General features: G+C 48.0%; 19 protein-coding genes. 4 read left to right on the top strand and 15 right to left on the bottom strand.

Annotated elements, in window-relative coordinates:
• Positions 1-40 precede the first annotated feature (40 nt).
• The 6 genes from R70723_RS27870 to R70723_RS27895 all read right to left on the bottom strand — a co-directional run bounded on the left by R70723_RS27870 (position 41) and on the right by R70723_RS27895 (position 7542).
• Entirely contained in the window at positions 41-1807 is a 1767-nt protein-coding gene (locus R70723_RS27870; RefSeq protein WP_039877318.1) for a sensor histidine kinase, read from the bottom strand.
• 21 nt (positions 1808-1828) lie between these two features.
• A complete protein-coding gene (locus R70723_RS27875) occupies positions 1829-3370 on the bottom strand; it encodes a response regulator transcription factor (RefSeq protein WP_039877319.1) in 1542 nt (513 codons plus the stop codon).
• Positions 3371-3586: 216 nt separating this feature from the next.
• Positions 3587-4546, bottom strand: coding sequence for an ABC transporter permease (locus R70723_RS27880; RefSeq protein WP_039877320.1), 960 nt, complete (start codon positions 4544-4546; stop codon positions 3587-3589).
• Entirely contained in the window at positions 4543-5448 is a 906-nt protein-coding gene (locus R70723_RS27885) for an ABC transporter ATP-binding protein (protein WP_039877321.1), read from the bottom strand. The genes R70723_RS27880 and R70723_RS27885 overlap by 4 nt, the downstream gene beginning before the upstream one ends.
• Positions 5449-5612: 164 nt before the next feature.
• Positions 5613-6227, bottom strand: a complete 615-nt coding sequence (locus tag R70723_RS27890; protein WP_039877322.1) for a sugar O-acetyltransferase — start codon at positions 6225-6227, stop codon at positions 5613-5615.
• Between the two features lie 13 nt (positions 6228-6240).
• Positions 6241-7542, bottom strand: coding sequence for an alpha-glucosidase/alpha-galactosidase (locus tag R70723_RS27895; protein ID WP_039877323.1), 1302 nt, complete (start codon positions 7540-7542; stop codon positions 6241-6243).
• 164 nt (positions 7543-7706) lie between these two features.
• On the opposite strand from R70723_RS27895, the gene R70723_RS27900 reads away from it, so the two are divergent.
• Positions 7707-8579 carry a helix-turn-helix transcriptional regulator gene (locus tag R70723_RS27900; protein WP_039877324.1) on the top strand — a complete coding sequence of 291 codons (873 nt, stop codon included), beginning with the start codon at positions 7707-7709 and terminating at the stop codon, positions 8577-8579.
• 103 nt (positions 8580-8682) lie between these two features.
• On the opposite strand, the gene R70723_RS27905 is transcribed toward R70723_RS27900, so the two are convergent.
• Positions 8683-9249 (bottom strand): histidine phosphatase family protein, encoded by a 567-nt coding sequence (locus R70723_RS27905; protein ID WP_039877325.1) that lies wholly within the window; start codon positions 9247-9249, stop codon positions 8683-8685.
• A gap of 304 nt (positions 9250-9553) precedes the next feature.
• A complete protein-coding gene (locus tag R70723_RS27910; protein ID WP_039877326.1) occupies positions 9554-10618 on the bottom strand; it encodes a suppressor of fused domain protein in 1065 nt (354 codons plus the stop codon).
• 395 nt (positions 10619-11013) lie between these two features.
• Here R70723_RS27910 and R70723_RS27915 point away from each other — a divergent pair, with 395 nt between their 5' ends.
• Complete coding sequence (locus tag R70723_RS27915) at positions 11014-11838, top strand: DUF2785 domain-containing protein (RefSeq protein ID WP_039877327.1); 825 nt, start codon at positions 11014-11016, stop codon at positions 11836-11838.
• Positions 11839-11887: 49 nt separating this feature from the next.
• Here the strand turns inward: R70723_RS27915 and R70723_RS27920 are convergent, their stop codons facing one another.
• From R70723_RS27920 to kdpF, 5 genes are read right to left on the bottom strand one after another with little or no spacing between them, the layout of a single operon-like run.
• Positions 11888-14221: a histidine kinase gene (locus R70723_RS27920; RefSeq protein ID WP_039877328.1), complete on the bottom strand. Its 2334-nt coding sequence runs from the start codon at positions 14219-14221 to the stop codon at positions 11888-11890.
• 3 nt (positions 14222-14224) lie between these two features.
• A complete protein-coding gene (kdpC, locus tag R70723_RS27925) occupies positions 14225-14863 on the bottom strand; it encodes a potassium-transporting ATPase subunit KdpC (protein WP_081957510.1) in 639 nt (212 codons plus the stop codon).
• Between the two features lie 27 nt (positions 14864-14890).
• Positions 14891-16924: a potassium-transporting ATPase subunit KdpB gene (gene kdpB, locus R70723_RS27930; RefSeq protein ID WP_039877329.1), complete on the bottom strand. Its 2034-nt coding sequence runs from the start codon at positions 16922-16924 to the stop codon at positions 14891-14893.
• A gap of 15 nt (positions 16925-16939) precedes the next feature.
• Positions 16940-18616 carry a potassium-transporting ATPase subunit KdpA gene (kdpA, locus tag R70723_RS27935; protein WP_039877330.1) on the bottom strand — a complete coding sequence of 559 codons (1677 nt, stop codon included), beginning with the start codon at positions 18614-18616 and terminating at the stop codon, positions 16940-16942.
• 41 nt (positions 18617-18657) lie between these two features.
• Positions 18658-18735: a K(+)-transporting ATPase subunit F gene (gene kdpF, locus R70723_RS34445; RefSeq protein WP_076418478.1), complete on the bottom strand. Its 78-nt coding sequence runs from the start codon at positions 18733-18735 to the stop codon at positions 18658-18660.
• Positions 18736-19156: 421 nt separating this feature from the next.
• Between kdpF and R70723_RS27940 the strand changes: the two genes are divergently transcribed.
• Both R70723_RS27940 and R70723_RS27945 read left to right on the top strand, forming a co-directional pair.
• On the top strand, positions 19157-19684 hold the full coding sequence (locus tag R70723_RS27940; RefSeq protein ID WP_039877331.1) for a hypothetical protein: 528 nt from the start codon (positions 19157-19159) through the stop codon (positions 19682-19684).
• Positions 19677-20054, top strand: coding sequence for a hypothetical protein (locus R70723_RS27945; protein ID WP_039877332.1), 378 nt, complete (start codon positions 19677-19679; stop codon positions 20052-20054). Before R70723_RS27940 ends, R70723_RS27945 begins: the two co-directional genes overlap by 8 nt.
• A gap of 930 nt (positions 20055-20984) precedes the next feature.
• Here the strand turns inward: R70723_RS27945 and R70723_RS27955 are convergent.
• Positions 20985-22241 (bottom strand): helix-turn-helix domain-containing protein, encoded by a 1257-nt coding sequence (locus tag R70723_RS27955; RefSeq protein ID WP_039877334.1) that lies wholly within the window; start codon positions 22239-22241, stop codon positions 20985-20987.
• 33 nt (positions 22242-22274) lie between these two features.
• On the bottom strand, positions 22275-23042 hold the full coding sequence (locus tag R70723_RS27960; protein WP_039877335.1) for a hypothetical protein: 768 nt from the start codon (positions 23040-23042) through the stop codon (positions 22275-22277).
• Between the last annotated feature and the right edge of the window lie 125 nt (positions 23043-23167).

Below are 23167 nucleotides of genomic sequence, written 5' to 3' on the forward strand. Positions count from 1 at the left end.
TCATAGTATGCTGCAAAGGCAGCGGTTCAATGCGTTTTTTTCAGCAAGGAATTCTGATAGAGACCTTTGTCCCCTGGCCGGGGGTACTGGTGATGGTTACGCCGTACGGCTCACCGTACAGCAGCAGCAGACGGTCATGGACATTACGGATGCCGATCCCGCTGAACAGCTGGCGGCTGCTTGTGGAAGCCGGGATTGTCTCCTTGTTGTCCAGATCCATACCGTCTCCTGTATCAACCACCTCGCAGTGCAGTGAATCCCGGTCCTTCATAAGGGTGACATAGATATAGCCCGAGGTCTTAATATTGAAGGCGTGGAAAAAGGCATTCTCAATAAAAGGCTGCAGGATTAGCTTCGGCACCTTGGCGCTCATGCAGTCCGGCGAGACGAAGGTTTCAACCTTGACCCGGCTGCCGTTGCGCACCTGATTAATAAAGACATAATGCTTCAGATTAATCAGCTCGTCCTCCACCGTAATGGTCTCTTTCACATTGCTGATCGTATTCTGCAGCAGGGAGATCAGGGCATGGATCGTCTCCGTCGCCTGCTCCTTGCTGCCCCGCTGCACCAGAATATTGACTGAGGCCAGCGTGTTATACAGAAAATGCGGATTGATCTGCTGCTGCAGTGCAGCCAGCTCGGCATTCCGCTGCTCCTTCTGCGTTTCCACCAGCTGGGCGACATAGTCATTCAGCTCTTTAAGCATATAGTTGAATGCCGTGCTCAGCTGCCTCGTTTCATAGCTTCCGGTGACAGACATATAGTTATGGAAATTCTTTTTGGTTACATTGGACATTTTTTTGACCAGTGTGCGCAGGGATAGCGTAAGCCGCTTCGTCAGGAAATAGATGACCAGCACCGCAACAGCGGCAATGGCTCCCCCGATCAGAAAAAGTGTTCTTTTATCAAGCAGTGTGCCGATGGTTTCCTCTTTATCGATCAGATTCACAATATAAAAGTTGTAAGCCGGCAGATAATCCGCCAGCACAATCACATCCCGACCGCCGATCGTCAGCTCCTCACTGTCCAGATTCCCCTCGTCAATCTGCTTCGCACTGTTCAGGAGGTCGGGAGACAGCTCACCGATCTGCTCTGTGCGGTTACTCGACACAATCCGGCCTGAAGGATCCAGAAACATGACATCATTACCCTGGCTTGTAAAGCTGGCATAGCTCTTACGGAAATCACTTTCCCGCGTGAACATATACAGTGTGCCGTACGGCTCTGCAAGTCCCGGTGCAGTTAGCGCCTTGGCCGCTACCAGCGTGCGGTTCTGTGAATTCAGCGGACCTGCATCCATGAAGCTGTAGATGAGCCGTCCGCCCTGCTCCTGAGCTGCCCTTGAAACCGGATGATCCCTCAGCTCCCCGGCAGAGCCGGACCAATAGGTGACATCGCTGGTATAGCTCCTGCCGTTTCCGCCCAGAATAGACAGGCCCATATTGGCTGCTCCGATGCCGGACTGAATGCGGTCCATCTGGTCACGCATGCTGAAATAACGCCGGAAATTAGCCAGTGAGCTGCCGTCCTGCTCCGTCATAAAGCTGCGGATGACCCCGCTTTGCCCAACATTGATTGCTGTATTGACTGTGGTGTAGTGTGAGTTATCCAGTGCGCTTTTAATCTGGTCGATAATTTTGGAGTTGGTGATGCTGAAGGTCTGCACAAACAGCGTCTGCGACATTTGTACTGTCACTGCGGTAATCATTACGGTGACGAGGACAATGCTGATGACCATAACGACGAAAATTTTACTGAACAGGCTCTGGTTCCTGAGCTTACTGAGCCATCTCTCCATTAGTCCCATTGCGGACTCCTTCCTGCTGCATTATCCTTTCCGGTATTGGCTCGGCGATACCGCCATCAGCTTGCGGAATACTCTGGTGAAATAGCTGTGGTCAGAGTAGCCGACAAGGCTGCTGATTTCAGAAATGGACAGATCCGGGCTCTCCTTAAGCAGCAGACAGGCCTTTTCAATCCGTACCCGGTTCAGATATTCATTGAAGCCCTCTTTATTATGCAGTGCAAAGTAATTAGATAAATAAGACGGGTTAAAATGAAACTCCTTTGCCACCTCGGTCAAGGTAATCTGGCCTGAATAATGCTCGTCGATGTACAGCAGGATCTTCTGCATGGCCGGTGTTCCGCCCCGGTTCTTCATGAAGCATTCTGTCGCATCCTGCAGGAACTGTATCAGCCGCGCCTCTGTCTCGCCGATATGCCGGGCTTCATGAATGGAGCGGAAATACTCATATTTGCTCTCATCCAGCGCTTTGGCTTCATAGTGAAAATGCAGCAGCATCCCGATGACCTGAAAAATGCTGTGGCACAGGAAGGACTTGAACTCGGATACCCCCGTATCGCGGCGGCCGGACATCGAGGATACATAGACACTCAGCCGGGCAAACGCCTGGTCGAACTCCTGCCGGTTAAGCTCTGCCGCAAAGGCCTCCTGGTCAAAAGCCGCCCCCTGCTGAACCCCTCCGCCGTTATCTACCAGCAGCGAACGCTCCGGCAGGAAAAACCGCTGGTCCAGCAGCTTCATCAGCTCCTGCGAGTAGACCGCATGCAGCTCCTTCAGGTCTGTAAAGCTGCGGCTGACCGCCAGACTCTGAAACATATTGGCTCTGATACCGGCAGCAAAAACCTGCTCTGCCGTATGGATCAGCGCTTCACGTCCATCTGTGTTCAGATTAAACAGCAGCCGGATATGCCCCTCCACTGTAGACAGCCGCCGGAAGACCAGCGGATTTCCGCCGCTCTGCAGCAGCGAACGGATACTGTTCTCCAGCCATTCTTCCTTACGGCCTACGGATGCAGACTCCTCTCCGGCATCGGCAATGACCAGCGCGAAGTCCGGATAAGGAAAGACTTCCTCCAGCACCTCAGCTTCATAATCAATAGGGTAGCCGGATACAAGCTTGTCCAGTATATAATCGGCCGACTGCCGCTTGTCATTCCTCCAGTCCACCTGCTGCAGTACGGGAATCCGCTGCGCGGTTTTCTTCAGCACCGCCAGCAGGGAAGCCGCGTCCAGCCTTGGTTTGAGGATATAGTCCGCTACTCCGCTCTGAAACGTCGAGCGCACGTATTCGAACTCGCTGAAGCTGCTCAGCACAATCACTTCAATTTCCGGGTACATGCCCTTGACGAGCCGGATCAGCTCCTCCCCGTCCATTACCGGCATCACAATATCCGTCAGGATAATATGCGGACGCTGGGACTCAATCAGCTCAAACGCCTCTCGTCCGTTCGACGCCTCCCCGGCGATCTGAAAGCCTTCCCCCTCCCAGTCCAGCAGATGAATAATCCCCTGCCGCACCAGCATCTCATCGTCCACCACTACGATTTTGCAGAACGTTGTTTCCATGGCTTCTCCTTTTTGGAACTATACTTTATAGAGATTAAATTAATTTTTATTTTCCAATTTTAATCTATATAAAAAAACAAAATGAAACCCGCTTAAATAAAGGGGTTCCATCTTACATACACAGGTTAGCTATCGAAATGTGAAACAGCTTTCATAATGATCTAAATTATAGGGTTAGGGTGGGGGGCTGTCAATTGGAGAGGAGTTGGCCTGACTCTAAGCAATGTCTTTCTTTTGAAAATGAACCAGGGACACCCCTAACAATAAAATGATATAACCTATAGCTATACCGATACACTGAACTAAAGGATATTGATTAATCTCAGCAAAATTGGCTCTGCTCGGAGAATGGGTCACATCGACAACGGCAGGAAGTAAAAATTTCAGCATGACGGAGCCCTCCTTGATTAAACCGAGTAACTGGGTCCCCAGTAAAGCAATCAGCAATGTAATGCTAAGGCTTAGAGTTGTGGAGCGAAACACGGTTGCGAGTACAAAGGCCAGTGTCATATAGGGGAGATAATAGACCAGGGACAGCAAAATATTGGTGATCACAAAAAGCATGGTGCTTTGTTGAGTAAGCTGCCCGTCATTAAAGCTGTATATAAAAGAATTCCCAAACGGCCGGGTCAACAGGCTAAGCGCTGCATTTGCCAGCAACGTTACAACTAAAAAAATGATCGTGCTGCTGAGAACACTGATATATTTACCGATCAGCACCTGTGTTCTTTTAAAAGGATTCATTACCAGAAATTGAATGGTCCCGCTCTCAAATTCCTTTGCCATCGACACCGCATAGATCACAGGAAATACAATCAGAATGAGACCTAAGGACCGAAGCGATAATACCGAACTAAGATAGCCGGCTGCTGTACCATAACTATAATCGTTAGCCGGAACAATATTATTTTGAAGATAAGCCTCATTTTCTTTCCACTGTTTTATGTATACATTCGTAGTACCGGACTCTGCATTAAGCTGCGCGGCAGTCATATTCAGCTGCTGTTCAATGGAAGTGTTCCCTTGTTCTAATTTGTCTTTCCAATCAGCGGAAGAAGGCAGTGAAAGAAACAGGAAAGCAGAAACAAGCAGCATAATAATTAACGAACTGAACCAGCTCTTACTCCGAAAAAACTTGTACATTTCAGCATTCACAACTTGAGCTACAGCACTCATCTCTTTCCGCCTCCCAGCAAGGTCATAAATGTCTCCTCCAGTGTATTCTTCTCTTCTTTCATATGGATGACCTTAATTCCGTTTGTTTTCAGCAGCAGCAGAATATCCGTAAATACATCAAAATGGATCTGATTCAAGCGGATGACCTGATCCCTTTTCACGTCGACCTTTGTAAAATGAGTTTTAATTAAGGCCATTGCTTTGACATCATCCGACGTCGATAAACTCATGTTGGAGAAATCGCCAGCCTCCTGAATTCTTATATCCTTAATCTGAATTAATCTTCCTTCACTCATCAAAATGGCACGGTCGCAAATGGCCTCCAGCTCGTTAAGCGTATGGCTTGAAAGAAACACGGCGGTTCCTCCTGCAGCCATTTTCTTAAGAATATTCCTCAGCTCCGCTACTCCGTTAGGGTCTAGACCGTTAAAGGGCTCATCCAGAATCAGCAATGCGGGCTCTGCCAATATCGCCTGGGCAATGCCTAAACGCTGTCGCATACCCAGTGAATAGGTTTTTACTTTTTTATGAATGGCATCCGTTAATCCTAATAACGAGACAACCTCCTTGAGCCTGTCATTATGGACGCTGCGCAGTTTGGAGTAATATTTCAGACACTGGAAGCCTGTAAGATACGGATAAAATAGGGGTGTCTCAATGATTGCGCCAATTTCTCTGATGTAACTAACAAATTGCTTATTTATATCCATTTCTTTTATATGTATAGAACCTGCGGAGATCCGGGACAGCCCCGTCATCAGTCTCATCAGAGTCGTTTTTCCAGCCCCGTTGGGCCCTACCAGCCCTACAATTTCACCTGCTTGTATGGAAAAACTAAAGTCTTTTAAGATAGCTTTTCCGTTAATGATTTTGGATACTTGATTGCACTGTAGAACCGTCATTGCGTGCCAGCCTCCTTTAAGTAAAGACCGGATAAACTTACCATATATTCTCAAATAAAAAAAGAGTTTCCACAAAGATTTCAATCCTAAGAATGACTCCGGTAGATAGATGCCAATAAAAAAACCGCGCCTGCGCGCGGTCCTCTACTCCTGCTATTCTGCTCCTACACCAAATCCGCCTTAACAATCCGCCGCCCTTTAAAATAAAACTGCTCATCCTGCTCATTAATCTCACGCAGCACCTTGCACGGATTGCCGATAGCCACAACGTTGGCAGGAATATCCCTTGTAACGATACTCCCTGCACCGATTACCGTATTATCGCCGATTGTAATGCCCGGGAGAATAACGGCCCCTGCGCCGATCCAGCAATTTTTACCGATTGTAACGGCGGCATTATATTGATAGGCCTGCTCACGCAGCTCCGGGAGGATGGGATGGCCGGCTGTAGCAACAGTCACGTTCGGGCCGAACATCGTGTAATCCCCGACGTAAATGTGGGTATCATCCACCATCGTCAGATTAAAGTTCGCATATATATTTTTGCCAAAATGGACATGCTTTCCGCCCCAGTTCGCATGAAACGGCGGTTCGATGTAGCAGTTCTCGCCGATCTCTGCAAACATTTCCCTCAGCATTTCCATTCTTTTGGCATATTCACTTGGCCGGGTGCGGTTGAAATCATACAGCTGTTCGAGACAAAGCGTCTGCTCCTTCATAATCTCCTCGTCACCGGGCAGATACAAACTTACGTCATGGAGCTTGTCTTTCATATTCATTGCATAAATCTCCTTAGTTAAATTTAGGCAGCCAGCTGCCGTGGGCCTCAATCAAATCATCGCATAGCGCCACAATATCATCCAGTGACAGCTCGGCAGCCGTGTGCGGATCAAGCATTGCTGCATGGTAGATATGCTCTTTTTTGCCGGTTATAGCGGCTTCTATCGTCAACAGCTGGGTGTTGATATTCGTTCTGTTCAGTGCAGCCAGCTGCGGCGGAAGGTCTCCGGCATAGGTCGGACTAATCCCGTTTCTGTTAACGAGACACGGAACCTCGACGCAGGCCTCATCCGGAAGATTCGTAATTAATCCGGTATTCAGCACATTCCCGCCGATTGTGTAAGGGATGTCCGTCTCAATGGCCTCAAGGATATAGGATGCGTATTCGTGCGACCGCTGATGCTCCAGATGTACATCCCCTACCAGCTCATCTCTCATCTTCGTCCAGTTACTGATCTGCTCGCGGCAGCGGCGCGGATATTCATCCAGCGGAATGTTCAACTGGTCAATCAGCTCCGGGTAGTTTCTTTTGATAAAATAAGGATGATACTCCGCACTGTGCTCAGAAGATTCTGTAACATAGTAGCCGAATTTATTCATCAGCTCGAACCGGACCATGTCGGAGTGCTTCCCTGCCTGCTGTTTCTCCTTAGCCCGTCTCTTGATCTCAGGATACAAATCTACCCCGTCACGCGAAACCTCCAGCAGCCAGGCCATATGATTAATCCCGGCAATCCTTGATTTAACTCCCGTATCATCCATCCCCAGCGATTTAAAAAGCTCCGGCACACACACCTGCACGCTATGGCATAATCCGACCGTCTGCACTCCGGCATACCGGCTCATATAGTTGGTCAGCACTGCCATCGGATTCGTGTAATTCAGGAATAGCACATCCGGGCACACCTCGCGGATATCCGCTGCGAACTCGTCCAGCACAGGAATGGTCCGCAGATTCCGGAAAATCCCGCCGATCCCGATCGTATCCGCAATAGTCTGACGCAGCCCGTATTTCTTGGGGATTTCAAAATCGGTAATGGTACACGGATCATACCCTCCGACCTGGATCGCATTAATGGCATACTTCGCTCCGCGCAGTGCCTCTTTACGGTCTGTATATGCCTTTATGTTGCATCTGCTTCCAGAGGTTGTACGGATATTGTTAAGCATAATTTCAGAGTCGCGCAGCCGCTCGGGATTAATATCGAACAGGGCAATCTCAAAATCCTGAAGTGCCGGCGTGAGCAGACAGTCACCCAGGACATTTTTAGCGAAAACAGTGCTTCCGGCTCCTAAAAATACAATTTTGCTCATCGATTACACGCTCCTTTTGTTCAATACCCTTTGGGTTGATAATGATTTGTATATCCCTTACTATAAAATCACAGCGGCAAAATAGGCATGGAACATTGCCACCTCTGCATGGAGATTTGTAGTATCATTTATTTTCATACATTTTAACAACCAGGAGCGCTATAATGGAAAACCCGGAGCATTATGAGTACAGGATACAGATTAACCCCTACTTATTGAATACGGATCTGAATATAACCTTTGCCGGTGCTGCCAGGCCCGAGCCAGGTCATAAAATCGGCCCAGCCGTCCATCATTACATCCTGATTCATACAGTAGAAAGCGGGTACGGCACCTTTGTCTGGCAAGGGAAAAGCTACCGGCTTGGCCAGGGCGATACCTTTGTTATTTTTCCCGGTGTATTATTCAGCTACCAGGCAGATCATGCTGAGCCCTGGAGCTACCGCTGGATTGCCGTTCAAGGCCCGCAGGCTCTAGATATGCTGCAAAAAACAGGCATGACCATCACCGATCCCATCGTCAGAGGGGCTGATCCTGAACATCTGGGTGACCTGTTTGAAACCATCGAGCGGGTGCTGGGACAGCAGTCGGGTGAAGCAGTAACTACTTTAGCTACAGACGGCTGGTTCCGCATCCTTCTGGCTGAATTTGCCCGCCTGAATACCCATAAGCTGCGTTACTCCTCGGCCGAAGCCTTAACCGACTCCGAACGAGTAGTGGAGCAGGCGATCCGCTGGTTCCAGACCCAGTACATGCTGCCCGTCTCGATTGAACAATTGGCAGCCTCCTTCAGCTATCACCGGACCCATTTCACTAAAGTGTTCAAGCAGCTGACCAGCCTCTCTCCCAAGCAGTACATCAATCAGGTCCGCATGGAACGGGCCAAGGAGCTATTGAGCACAAACTTAAGCGTGGAACAGGTGGGGAATTCCTGCGGCTTCACCGACCCCCTGTATTTCTCTAAGCAGTTTAAGCACTGGACGGGGGAGTCGCCGAGTCAGTTCCGGGAGGGATTACGGCGGGGATTAGACGGGTGAGCATACACAAATAAGCCCGACTGAGCCGTAGGGCTCTTCAGGCTTGGATCGGGCTTTTGCAGATTGCGGGAGATAATTGATTCCAGTAGCTCTTTTAATTCTACTAACTCTGTCCGCTCCACTCTCTCGTTACCCTGTTTAACTGCAGACCGGAGAACTCCGCCTTATAAAGATCCGGCATGGATGCAGACTGCCAGAAGTCAAAACCATAAAGTCGATCGAAATGATTCAGGAGAAGCGTCATTATATCTCCATGCGTTCCGATTACGATGCTGTCACCGGCATGTTGGCTGAGCAGCTGCTCTACTACCCGGACAGCACGTTTCTGTGCCGTGGCAGAAGACTCGCCGCCTGGAAAAGAAAAGGTGAAGTCCTTATATACTGCGTGTTTAGCTTCATAAAAGCCGGTACCGGCTATATCTCCGATTGTCCTCTCCCTCAAATCATCGATAAGCTGTATATCCTGCCCCCGTTCCTCCGCCAGCGGCCTAATCGTCGAGATTGCCCGTTCGTACGGGCTGGAATAGAAATGATCGCATTTTTCATTATGTAGAATTAGCTTTACTCTTTCAGCATCCTGCTGCCCTTTAGGCGAAAGGCCTCTTTCCAGCTCCATTCCCGCTATATAGGGCGATTCGGCGTGACGGACAAGATAAAGAATGGTGTTCAAGGTTGCTCCTCCCGGTGCCTTAGCGGAATTCGTTAATGTCTGATTGGGCCAGCCAGTTTAGCTGCAGTTTGTGCAATTAAATCCAGTGTAAAATTGAATTCGCACCGTTTAAGTGTATTTCGTGCAACTATAATGAGGCAAATAGCAGCATTCAGCGCTTTTTCTTAAAAATAAGTGTATAGAATACATTTATATTCTATTTATGCAAAAAAACAGGTGTTTTAGTTGTACAAAGTACACTTAAAACACCTTCTACCTATGGAGTACCTGCAGTATCCTGCCAACCTGGCCTTCAGGCTAGCTCTCAGCCAATAGTTTCAACAACCTGGCCGTCCTGATCCTTAATATACGTCTTGTTCACCCGCACGATCAGCCCTTTGCCGGAGGACAGCTTATATTCACCCTCTATTGGCTGGAGTATCGCTGACAGCTCCCGGACAGCAGCCTCGCTTAGGCCAATCCGCACAGTCTGCTCCTCTTCCCCGAACACCGTCTCCGGTGAAGGCTCGAGTATGACCCGCAGCTTCTGGCTGATTAAGGCCAGCTCCTTGCCCTTCGACAGCCGGGCGCTAAGGAGTTTTGCCACCATCTCGGCCTGCTTGGCGCCCATGGTCAGGACAGCTGGCGCTTTGCCGAATAAACGGCTTTTGCCGGGCTCCCATTCCAGCTGGTCCACATAGAAAAAGCCTGTGCTCGATCCGTCCCGCTCAATTCCCGTCCGTAGGGCATCCTTTATACCGGGAACCAGCAGCAACGAATCACGCAAAAGATCGGTAATATAGTAGGGGAGCTCCTCTTCTGCCGCATGCAGAAAAGCATTCGTATTCCACGTGGTCATAGCCTCCAGCTCATCCGCCGTAATTCCGACCATTTGCAGAAACTCCACACGTCCGTTAAGTGTATCGATGGCCGGAAGCTCCGGATCATCCGTAAAGGCAAGCGCCGTCAGCTTGGTATCTGCCCCCAGACAGATCGGGCCGTTCGCATCCAGATAGTGTCCGGACGCAAAAATATTACCGCTCGAAAACACATATCTCGCCATATTTTGCAGAAGATTAAGCGCCCAGGCCGGCGGCTCCTCCTCATCCGCAGCACGCACCAGCCGGAGGGTCAGCTCAAAGCCATAGCCGCTGTATTCCGGATCACTGGACTCTTTGGCATACAGCTCCGAGAAGCCATACGTTACAAAATGCCAATGGGGATAAGGCTTCTCTGCCTTATACGCACTAATTCCCCGAAGTGGGTCCTTGCCTCCCAGGCCATATGGGATGAGGGTACCGTAATGCTTCGGCTCCTGCTCTCCATACAATCTGTTCATCTGCTCATTGATGGCATCCCAGCCGGTTGCTTCAACTTCCTCCTGGCTCATGTTACTCCCTCCCGAAATCAAAAATTTATGTATTTCCAACATTACCCTTATCAAGGCACGCTTAAGCAACCCGGCTTGAGAACCGTTGGCCGACCGATGTATCTCATGGTTGTTACTCCTTCTGCTATCATTCAAGGTCCTGCTTTGCTAAATCCAAGGCTACGCTCTCAGCATGGATTTGTCATTGAATAGATGGTTCTTTGAGGCCTGCAATTCTTTTCTAAAAGCCTGCTCAGTCAGGGTCCCTCTAAGTTTCATATTTTGGCACCTGCCCTCCTTTTCCCGGCATAACATTCAACCCTCCTAAATATTGTATCAGCTTCTCCCAGTATCTTATAGTAGAGGAAGAAGGTATCTCCCATTTCAAAAATAAATTTTCAGCAGGAGCGTGCAATATGCAATTAAAGCAACGATTGATCTTGATAAAAGAAAACGGCTACCAGGCACCTCCCGATGTCTACGGACTGGTACAGGAAATGATACATAACATCGGATCGGCGGATGCTGAGCTGCGGGATGAGCTGATCTATGAAATTTTGTCACAATGGATTCCCGGAAACATCCTGACTGCAGGAGAACTAGGGCAGCTCCTCCCTATTCTTTTAGATGAAGAGCATCTGCTGTTTAAGCTGGGGGAGACCGGCACAGACTCTGTCTTCACCCGTTCTTTCTCTATGCTAGTGATTCCGCTGGTCTTTACCCGGCATAATGAATCCCCCTTTCTCTCAAAAGAGCAAATTCATCACATTAAAGAGAGTGTATTTAACAGCCTGCGCAAGGAACGGGATTACCGCGGGTATGAAGGGGAAAAGGGCTGGGCTCATGCCATAGCGCATGGAGCAGATGCATTAGACGAGCTGGCTCAATGTTCCGTGCTGGATAGGAGCGATCTTTCAACGATCCTTAGCCTCGTCCACGAAAAGGTGACCCTAACAGACCAGATTTACGCCGACGGGGAGGATGAGCGGTTAGTACGGCCTGTTGTTAGTGTGCTAAACCGGAAACTGCTCAGCCGGGCAGCTGTGGAGCAATGGATTCGCAGCTTCGCTGATGTAGAGAAAAGCCCCGAGTTCCTGCCTGCCTTCAGGCAAAGGGTTAATATCAAGAATTTTCTGAAAAGCTTATACTTCCGCGTTAAATACTACAAGGTGCATGATGATCTCTGCCCGGCTATTGAGCAGACCTTGTATAAAGCGGAACCAGTCTACTATACCCGATAAGCAACTCCTGGCCCCGGCTAAATAGAATAGGGCTCCCTCACGGGAACCCTTATTGCATTTTATCCCCCATATCTGGGTCAAAATCAGCGACTATCAGCATATCCATATGACGGGCATTCCGGAGCAGATAATGAACGGCACTTTCTTTAAAAAGTCTGTACCAGAGCGGCTTGCGCGAGTATCCGACGATAAGCTGTGTGGTCTGGACCTCATTCATTCTTGTGAGCAAATCGTGATGGACTCTGCGCCGGCCGTTCGTTTCAGCAACCTCCATTTTGCCGCCGAGCCGTTCAGTCAGATGGCGCAGCGCATCCAGCCGCTTCTGCTCCTGCTGCGTCTTATGCGTGCCGCAATGCACATAATGCACGAACCAGTCCGCCTTCAGGCGGTAGGCAATACGGAAGCCCCGGCGGATCAGCCTCTCAGAACGGGGACCCAGGTCCACACAGACAAAAATCACCTCACGCCTGCTCCAGGCCCCCCGCAAGGAACCGTCACGGTCCCATGCCTCCAGCCTTTCATCTACATCATCTGCTATTTCCCGCAGTGCCAGCTCTCTTAAGGCAATCAAATTCCCTATTTTGAAAAAAGAGGCCAGCGCCTGCTTCACCTTTTCCAGCGCATATATCTTTCCTTCACGCATGCGCTCCTGCAGCATCTTGGGCGTCACGTCAATGAGCTCCACCTCATCCGCCATTTTCAACACTGCATCCGGAACGGTCTCTCTCACCCGGACGCCGGTCAGCTGCTCCACCGAGTCGTTCAAGCTTTCAAGATGCTGGACATTAACAGTGGTTATAACAGAAATACCGCTGTCCAGTAACCGGAGCACATCCTCATACCTCTTCTTCGTGCGGCTTCCCGGCACGTTCGTGTGCGCCAATTCGTCGACAAGCACCACCTCAGGATGACGTTCAATAATAGCATCGGTATCCATTTCCTCCAGTTGGGTGCTCTGGTAGCTGACCCTGGCCCGCGGAAAAACAGGCAGCTCTCCAACCTGCTGAATAGTCTCCTTCCTCCCGTGTGTCTCCAGAAGGCCGATAACAACATCTATGCCCTTTTTAAGCAGGAGGTTTCCTTCTTGAAGCATTTTATAGGTTTTGCCTACGCCCGGTGCGGCTCCAATGTATACCTTGAACGTTCCCCGGCGGATGGTTTCAATTCTTTGCTCAATTTCCGTACGGCTCAGGCGGTGAAAAGGCTCCTCGGCTCCCTTGGGCTTAGCCTTTATGGGAAGAATGCGTTCCCCCTCCTGCTCGGCACGGTCAGCCATAAGAAACAAATCGACATTCCGCGTTCTTCTCAGCACCCTGTTTCCGATAGAGCCCTGCATGAATTCCTGCCAGCGGTTTTTATTAGAGTGGCCCATGACGATCCGTGTTACATTATTTTGGGTCGCGTAACGGACTAACATGGAAGGCAGCTTGCGCCGATGCGGCAGCAGGATTTCCTCAAACCTGGCATCCACTTTTTTCACCAGCTTCTGAATCGAGCGTTTGAACACCTGCTGGTCCTTCGTCAGCTTCTGATTGGGCACAATAAAGGTTACCACCTGCAGATCACCGTTCAGCCGCTTGGCAATCTGCTGGCCTCTGCGGACATAAAGCGAGCCGTTCCAATGATACTGTGCCGATACCAGAATCCGCTCGATTGCACCGGAAGGGCCGATAAGTCCTTGCTCCTCCCGGTATTTTTCAAGTGAATCATTGACTCCTTCAGCCACCAGTCTAAGGGAGATTTCACGAAGCACTCCAAGATTTCCTCGGTGAGACATAGCCGGATGCAGCTGATCGCCCAGTACCCCTTCACTGATCCGGTTCAGAATCGTTTCCGGTGATACGTCGATCAGCCTGACCTCATCGGCCAGCTCCAGCGTGTGGAGCGGTACGGTTTCTTCCGCACGCAGACCTGTTTTCTCATAGATAATCATGGCGACTCCGGCCAGCTCATACACATTGATCGTTGTAATGATGCTGATCCCCTGCTCCATTAAATAACGGATATCCTCAAGCCTGGTCGGAAAACGTGCCCCGCTGCGGTTACGGTGAGCCAATCCGTCTACCAGCACTACCTCGGGATTCCGTTCGATCAATGCCGTAAGGGGCAGATCCTTCTGCTCACGGCCGTCCTTCTGCCAGCGGATGCTGGGCACCCGTTCCAGGTCAAGCGATTGCTCTATCGTATCCGCCCGCTGCATGGTCGAGACTGCACTGATTACCACATCGATTCCCTGCCGCTTCAAAAGCTTTCCTTCATGCAGCATCTGATACGTTTTACCCGAGCCGCTGACAGAGCCGATTATGATCTTAAGCCTTCCGGCGTGCAGGCGTGAGATCGAGTCCAGGATTTCCTCCGGCGTTTTGCGCTTGTACGGTGCCATATTTTACTTTTCCAGTACAGCCATATTCAGCTTCAGCACATTAACACGCTTCTCCCCGAACAATCCGAGATCGCGATCCTCCGTATACTCTGCTACCAGTGCCTCAAGCTGCTCCGCCGGAATGCCCGTCAGGTTACTGATCCGGGGAATCTGTACGGCTGCCGCCGCCGGAGAGATATGCGGGTCCAGACCCGAGCCTGAATTGGTAATCAGATCTGCCGGAAGCTCAGTGATAGGAACATCGGGGTTATCCGTCTTCCACTGATGAATAGAGTCGCTCGTACGCTGCAGCATATCGGGATTGGACGGGCCGTAGTTATTCGAGCCGGAACCGGCGGCGTTATATTCAATGCTGGACACACGGCCATTGAACAGGGCCGGATTGGTAAAGCTCTGTCCGATCAGCTCGGAGCCGACCACCTGGCCCGCACTGTTCTTCAGCAGGCTCCCGTTTGCCTGGGAAGGCATAAACGTCTGTGCAATAGCTGTGGAAGCCAGCGGATACGCAATTCCGCAGATGATAATAAAGATGGCGCTAAGCCGTATTACACTGAAAATAAAGGAAGTCTTTGATACATCCCCATCCCCATGCTCATAATCCTCTTCTTGTACATTTATATGTTCACTGCTCACTTTTCTCATCCTCTCTGCCACCCGAGCGCATGTATATTAGATCCAGATGCTGACGACCATATCAATCAGCTTAATACCGAGAAACGGTACAACAACTCCGCCGAGGCCATAAATCAAAATATTTTGCCGCAGCAGCTTAATCGAGCTCATCGGTTTATACGATACACCCTTCATCGCCAGCGGAATGAGCAAGGGAATAATGACCGCATTAAAGACCAGCGCCGAGAGGATTGCCGAGCTTGGAGAGCCCAGGCCCATGATGTTCAGTACATTCATCTCCGGAATAGCCAGTGTAAACATCGCAGGAATGATGGCAAAATATTTGGCAATATCATTCGCAATACTGAACGTTGTCAATGCTCCGCGTGTCATCAGCAGCTGCTTGCCGATCGATACTACCTCAATGATCTTGGACGGGTCTGAATCCAGATCGACCATATTGGCCGCTTCCTTAGCCGCTGAGGTTCCGCTGTTCATGGCAAGCCCTACATCCGCCTGCGCCAGGGCCGGTGCATCATTGGTACCGTCTCCGGTCATAGCCACGAGCTTGCCCTCTCTCTGTTCGCGACGGATGACTTCTATTTTATCCTCTGGCGTGCTTTCAGCGATGAAGCCGTCCACTCCCGCCTCGGCGGCAATGGTTGCAGCGGTGAGCGGATTATCCCCGGTGCACATGATCGTCTTGATGCCCATTTTGCGCAGCTCATCAAAGCGCTCCTTCATCCCCGGCTTAACGGTATCCTTCAGATAAATAAGCCCATAGATCCGGTTATCCACCGCTACAGCAAGCGGAGTCCCGCCCTTACCGGCAATACTATTCGAGCCCTGCTCCAGATTATCCGGTATCGATCCGCCCTGTGAAGCCACCCAGCGTTTAATGGAATCTACTGCGCCCTTGCGGACCTTCCGGCCATCCTTCAGATCCATTCCGCTCATCCGCGTCTCCGCACGGAATTCGACGAACTCTGCCCCTGCTTCCAGACCGGAATCATAGCTGTAGCCCAGCTTTTTGACCAGCTCAATGACAGAGCGGCCCTCCGGCGTTTCATCCTTGACCGAGCTGATAGCCGCCCAGACGGCCAGCTCCTCTACGGTCTCCCGGCCTGCGGGAATCAGTTCACTGGCCATCCGGTTACCGAAGGTAATCGTACCTGTCTTATCGAGAATCATCGTATTGATGTCCCCGGCGGCCTCGACCGCTTTTCCCGACATGGCAAGGACGTTGAACTGGGTAACCCGGTCCATCCCCGCAATCCCGATCGCAGACAGAAGGCCGCCGATGGTTGTTGGAATCAGGCAGACCAGCAGGGCGATCAGCACGGGAATTTCAAGCTCGATTTCCAGATAGGCTGCGATAGGACGAAGTGTAACTACCACAATCAGAAAGATAATTGTAAGGCTGATCAGGAGCGTATTCAGGGCGATTTCATTCGGTGTTTTTTGGCGCCTCGCTCCCTCCACCAGGGAGATCATCCGGTCAAGGAAGGATTCCCCGGGATCGCTTGTAATGCGCACCTTTATTTCATCGCTGACTACTCTTGTTCCTCCAGTGACGGAGTTGAAGTCTCCGCCTGCTTCTTTAATGACCGGAGCCGATTCTCCTGTTATAGCTGATTCATCGACAGACGCGAGCCCTTCAATAACCTCACCATCGCCGGGAATCAGCTCGCCTTGGCTGACTATCACAACATCCCCTTTTTTTAGCTCAAAGGAAGGTACGATCTTGACCGCGCCGGCTGTCAGCTTATTGGCGGAAATCTCCTGCTTGGTTTTTTTGAGCGTATCCGCCTGCGCCTTGCCGCGTCCTTCTGCCAGTGCCTCTGCAAAGTTCGCGAACAATACGGTAAACAGCAGGATGAAGAATACCGAAATATTGAATCCGGCCGTATCCCGGGCATCGAAATAGCCGGGGGCCAGGATCATCAGCAGGACGATAAACGTTCCGAGCTCTACAACGAACATGACCGGATTCTTAATCAGGGTCACGGGATTTAATTTAATGAAGCTCTCTTTAAGCGCATTTTGCAGGATCGGACCTGTCAGCAGCTTCTTTTTTGGCACAGTACTCATTCTATACTCTCTCCCCTACCGTAGAGTCAAATATTCTGCAACCGGACCAAGCACAATGACCGGAAGAAAGGTCAACGCGCCGATAATCAGTACCGTACCGATCAGAATACCCGTGAACAAACCGTTATCTGTACGGAACGTGCCGATGGTTTCGGGCACTGCCTTTTTACGGATCATGGAGCCGGCGACCGCCAGCATTGCAATAATCGATACATAGCGTCCAAGCAGCATAACAACCCCGGTTGTCATATTCCAGAAGGAGGTATTGTCAGCCAAGCCTTCAAAGCCTGAGCCGTTATTGGCAGCAGACGAAGTGTATTCATATAAAACCTGGGTTAGTCCGTGGAAGCCCGGATTTGAAATCGAGCCATGCCCCAAGGCTGTCAAAAATGCCCCTGCAGTCGGCACAAGAATAATCAGCGGATGGATCAGGATGGCGATGGCAATCAGCTTCATCTCCCTCGCTTCGATCTTCCGTCCAAGAAACTCCGGTGTTCTGCCGACCATCAGCCCGCATAAGAACACACCCAGAATCGCATACATCAGCATGTTAATCAGCCCGACACCCTTGCCGCCGAATACGTTGTTCAGCATCATCAGCGCAAGCGGGGTTATCCCTCCCAGCGGGGTTAGCGTATCATGCATATTGTTAACACTGCCTGTGGTCGCAGCGGTTGTTACCGTAGTGAACAGTGCAGACTGGGCGATGCCGAAGCGGACCTCTTTACCTTCCATGCTGCCCTGTGAGGCATCAATACCCATGGCATTAATAGCCGGATTCCCCTGCGATTCCGCATAAAAGTTCAGACCGAGCAGCAATACGAATAAGGTCATCATGGCGCTGAAGATCATCCACCCCTGGCGTTTATTGCGGGCGAATTTGCCGTACATGTAAGGAAGTGAAGCCGGCAGCAGCCACATGGATAGGATCTCTATAACATTAGTGAGCGGACTCGGATTTTCAAAGGGATGGGCCGAATTCGCCCCGAAAAAGCCGCCGCCGTTCGTACCGATATGCTTAATCGATTCCAGGGAAGCAATCGGGCCGACAGCAATCTGCTGGGTTTGCCCTTCAAGCGTAGTGACCTCGAGTGTCGGCTTCAAGGTCTGCGGCACCTGCAGCCCAATCAGAAGCAGCGTTACCAGCAAAGCCAGCGGAATAAAGACCCGAATATGGACTTTGACAAAATCCTCAAAGAAGTTACCCAGCGACTTACGGCCGGTTATCCCTCTGACAAAAGCAACCGCTACAGAAAACCCGCTCGCCGCCGAGGTGAACATCAGCATGGTCATGACTGCCATCTGCGAGAAGTAGGAAACCCCGGTTTCCCCGCTGTAATGCTGCAGGTTAGTATTGGTGATAAAGCTGATTACCGTGTTAAAAGCCAGCGTCTGCTCCATCGTACCGATCCCGCCAGGATTAAAGGGCAGTGCCCCTTGAAGACGCAGGATCAGATAGCCGAAGGCCACCAGCACGATATTGGTTGTCAAAAAGCTGACAGCGTACCTTTTCCATGACATACCTTCGCGCTTGCTGAGTCCACCGAGCTTGAATATCCCCCGCTCCAGTCCTCCGAATATCCGGTCAGTCCGGTTTGGCTCATTAGAAAATACATGATACAGATAAGTTCCTGCCGGCTTTACCAGCAGTACCAGTATGGCAATAACGATGACGATTTGCAGAATACCCACGAATGCCCCTCCTTAAAATGAATTGCTCTCTCTTGTAACACTTAAAACTTCTCCGGATGAATCAGGGCATATACCAGATAGAGAAACAGCAATACAGTTGCCGCTATAACCACAGTCATTGGTCTGCCCCTCCTTTATCATCAACAACCCGTCCGCACCATTGTACGAATGTATACATCAGAGTGAATAATACAGCGAGTGCTGCTGCCATATACACATCAGTCATTGCCCTTACCGCCTCTCTCCTCTTTTGTAATCAGATTAACACCCCGGCCATTAGATCAGGATTAGGGTATTTCCAGGCCAGTTAAGATTGCATTAAGAGCCCGAAAACAGGCGGTTTTTGGAGAAAATCAAAGATATATAGCAAGTCTGTTCCAGTAAGCAGGTCCTTATAGTGGAATAGCGCATTTATAGCGCGTTAAACTGATTTCATATATTTTACAAACACAGTCACCCCGGCGTATGATTCCTGTTGAACAAATGCAGAATTCCATGCTTTTGCGTTGGTCAGATTATGATGAATGAGGAGCAGAGGGAATGAACAATAATCGAATCTATTATTTTGGCATCCACCCTAACGTGCTAGAGCCGGTGAGTCTTGAGTACTCCAGCTTCGGCGCATTCTGGTACGTGGACAATAATCAGAGGCATATCGTGGGCTACGGGTTCGGCGCAGCACAGCTTTCCGTATTAGCCCAGTTCCGAGCGTTCTCTCTGCATCTTACCTGTTCGGATAAAGAGGTGCTTTATCAAATCTACAGGAGCATCAGAGATAAACAGCAGGAACAGGATTGGGAATGCAGCAGGAGGCTGTCTATTCTGGCCGCATTCAAAAAACCCTGGAGCAATGTGCCGCCGGGCTGGTATATCCTGAGATCCCGCAGAGCTTTTCCTCTGCACCTGTCTATTGTGCGCAAAACAAAAGTCTCGGTTTGGCTTGAGCATGCCGCAGTCTGTGAGAATGAAGATGAGCTGGCAGCCTGTATTACCAAAGCTGAGCAGATCCACCGTCTGCAGCATGCGTTTAAATTTGTAGATATGCCAGGAGGTTGTATCCATGGTTAACGGCAGGCTGGCACGGATCGAATTGTTTGCCTTTAGCAGCCGCCCCACCTTCATGCATCATTCAGAGCCTTACGGATGCTGGTATGGGGTATTAAAGCTCACCTGCGGACACCAGATCAGCTATGGGGGTTGTGTTCTTTGTGCAGGGGATCATGCAGTGGATCTAATCAAATGGGGAGCTTTTCTAAAAAATATTTGTCATTGTACAGTTGAGGAAGCCGCACAGTACGTCCAGATGCACGGACAGGAGCTGGCCCCCAACCAGCTTGGCTTATTGGAGGCTGCCCTTGAGGGGATCGGGGAGCAGAGCGGATATCTGCAGACGAAGGTTTTGATGAAAGAGTCGGTTGCTTATTACTCGGTTATCTAAAAAGCCTACAGTATATTCCGGCTGTACCGCCGTTATTCAGTCAAAGGCAAGGGACACATGGTTCTGTAGATCAGATAGGGTAAAACACTTTTACTAATTCTTGCCCCATCCGATAATTTGAAATCGGTAATTGTTAAAGTGTTCCTAATTATCTTCTTGGAAGTGTAATTATGGTAATCAGCCTGAATTTGAGAGCCCCTGGAAATACACATTAAGATAACAAATAAAAAGGAAAATATTCTTAAAATACGCAACGAATTAACAAGTATACGTAACTTAAAGGTTCTCTTTATTTTTAATTCTTTAATCTTAAAATGAATTATAAATATCCCCAAGACCAATAGCATCAAAATAAATACTATTGGAAAGCCAAAATAGGAATGATAAAGGTAATGAACGAAATATGAATTCTGACTGCTTCCGTTGTAATAAATGAACACGACGGATCTAATTCCAATCCATAACAACAACAGTATTAATTCAGGAATAACTAACCACATAGTTCTTCTCCTGTTCATAAAGGATTTAAATTTTGAAAACATCCTCTTTATGCAGAATATTCGGAGGATTACTTCGCTATCCCTGCTTAATAGGAAAACAATAACTTTGCTCTACAATAATTTACACACAAGAAAATTCAATTAAGTTGATTGCGCAAAAAAAGCCGTCCTGAATTTCAGGACGGCTCGTCGAATTTAGTCATTATGCTTTTGTTACTGGTTAATTTCATAACTGTTCGAAGAAAATAAAGTATTAGACTAAGGTTGTTGATCTGACGCGGTTTTTTGGTTACAAAATCGTCAGGTATTGAGAAATAAGTTTTAGACTGAAATCTAAAAACTCATTCCTATGTTTATGAACAGTGAAAAATAAAGTATTAGACTAGAACTTATCCGAACTGTAGCAGTATGGATCACTAAATGGGCATCCCTAGGTTTGTTGAAGTAGACTCAATCCGAAGTTATAAATCCATCCCTCAGGAGTTAGTTGAATAGTTTTTCTTCTTTTATCATTCTCATCAGTTGACCTCATGACTAAGTTATATTGTTCGAGATTATTAATGTATGGTCTCATGCTATTAATACTTTTAAATCCAAAACTTTCGTAGTCACTAAGAGTAAATTCTCCACCCATTTCTGCCGCAGATATAAATGTCTTTAAGGTAGTTGGCGTAATGTTCTTTCTTAAGGATTCGACCTTCTTTTTACTTTTCACTTCAAGCCAAGTAAAGTACATTTGCTTCTTTTCTTCATATGTCTGTGGATTATGGGAATAGTCGGAAATCCAAATACAATAATCATCACAATAACTGAGTGTATGACGCGTGTTTTCTTTCAATAACTCAAATAAGTGGCTAAATTCGTCAATATTTAAAGGTAAGTAAATATCTTCACTTTGAGCATATTTTTTAACTCTTGATTGAAGAATCTCGGAGGAAAACTTCTTATCAATTCCATATAACTCGATTGGAGGGCTTAATCTACCTTCAAGCCTAGGAGAAGACATTAATCCATACACAATCCCCAATGCCCCACTAAGTATCCACCTTATACCGGTATAACCAAATAACGTATCCCTGAATTCCTCTATTTTTTTACGAGCATCATCACACGTATTCAACAACTCTAAGTTATCTAGGATGCAAACAACTCCCCCATTTGTGTTATAGGGGAATATTTCCTTTAACCAATTCAATATTTTTATCCTAAAATCAACTCTTGCACTACCAATTATACTAATTTTCATGTCTTTAAAGTATTGCTCCATTGGTTCAACTTGACTTAACCAAATATTAATATTTTTTGACGACGATCGATATCCACTTTCAGCAAGTTCATGCCCCTTTGTTAATAATGTTTGAAATACTTTAATAAGCACTTCATCAATAAACTCCTCAGAATCTTTATCTGAAGTCATTTGAATAGGTTCAGAACAAGGGACCAAGAAAACACCCTCACCTGATTCTAAGTAATCATTATACATTGCATATGCGGTGATGTTTGCAAGAGAAGTCTTTCCAATACCATTATTGCCTTCGACTGTTATAATGTTTGAGGAGCTAGCCAATCGTCTCTTAATTTTATTTAAGTCATTTTGTCTTCCAATTAATAATTCCTTACCCTCATTATTTGCAGGTAACGGATTAGTATCGAAGGGTGATCTCTTAAAGCCCCATTCATTGTACATGAAGTTATTCTTCCTTTTCCTCTGAATATACTGCTACACACTTTGCAAGAGTTTCTTACAAACCGACATAATTGCACCCTTTGCAAGTATTGCTTCCGTTTCATCCAACTGTAATCCCATGTTTTTTTCAAGAAGGGGATGAACAAAATTCCGGTAATCTCGCAAAACTTGATGAATCGTATTCTCAGTTGTACGATCCAATAAATTGATATCAACAGCAACGTTGATTAGGTCTTTTAATTTCCACTTATCAAGTCTTAATACCGTATTCGTTCCTCTTTCTTTTGGAGCTCTTCGAGCTAGTCTAGCCCTAGAATTGTGGATTGGATTACTTATCACATCAAATAAAATAGCTTCTAAGATACTTCCAGCTAATATAACTGCACTTTTCCACGCTCGGTCAAGTATCAATTTCGTTGCGAGGTCGTGAAAATCTCTGGTAGCAAAGGCTTTCAATTCCGGATCAACCATAAAAGATAGATCAATCATTCTTGATGCAGCAATTTGGCCATATGAACTTAGATTATTAATTAATTGTGTTGTTTTATCACGTAAATTTGTTTTAAATATATCATTTAAAGTCAAACCAGCAGCTTGTTTTGAAAAATTATCAAAGTCCGATTTTAAAAATAAAAATTGCGTTCGATATGATGGAGCAAATTCCATTATATTTAACATTGATAACTCTGTATTAATAAAAGAAAAGTATTTTGTGTAGTATAAGCCTTTAGCAGATTTGAAATCCTCGCTCTCTATAGCCTCCAGCAAATCATTGCATAATTCAACAATATGTCCGACCATTTTCCCTCCAGATTCCTATAATTACTATAATTCCTATTAATTTATTATACCTAATTCCTTACAATTTTCGAGTGTTTTTTATTCAATAAGCTTTTGCATTCTAAAGACGCAGCTCTTTTAGCTAC

The organism is Paenibacillus sp. FSL R7-0273, from assembly GCF_000758625.1.
Classification (GTDB): Bacteria; Bacillota; Bacilli; order Paenibacillales; family Paenibacillaceae; genus Paenibacillus_AQ.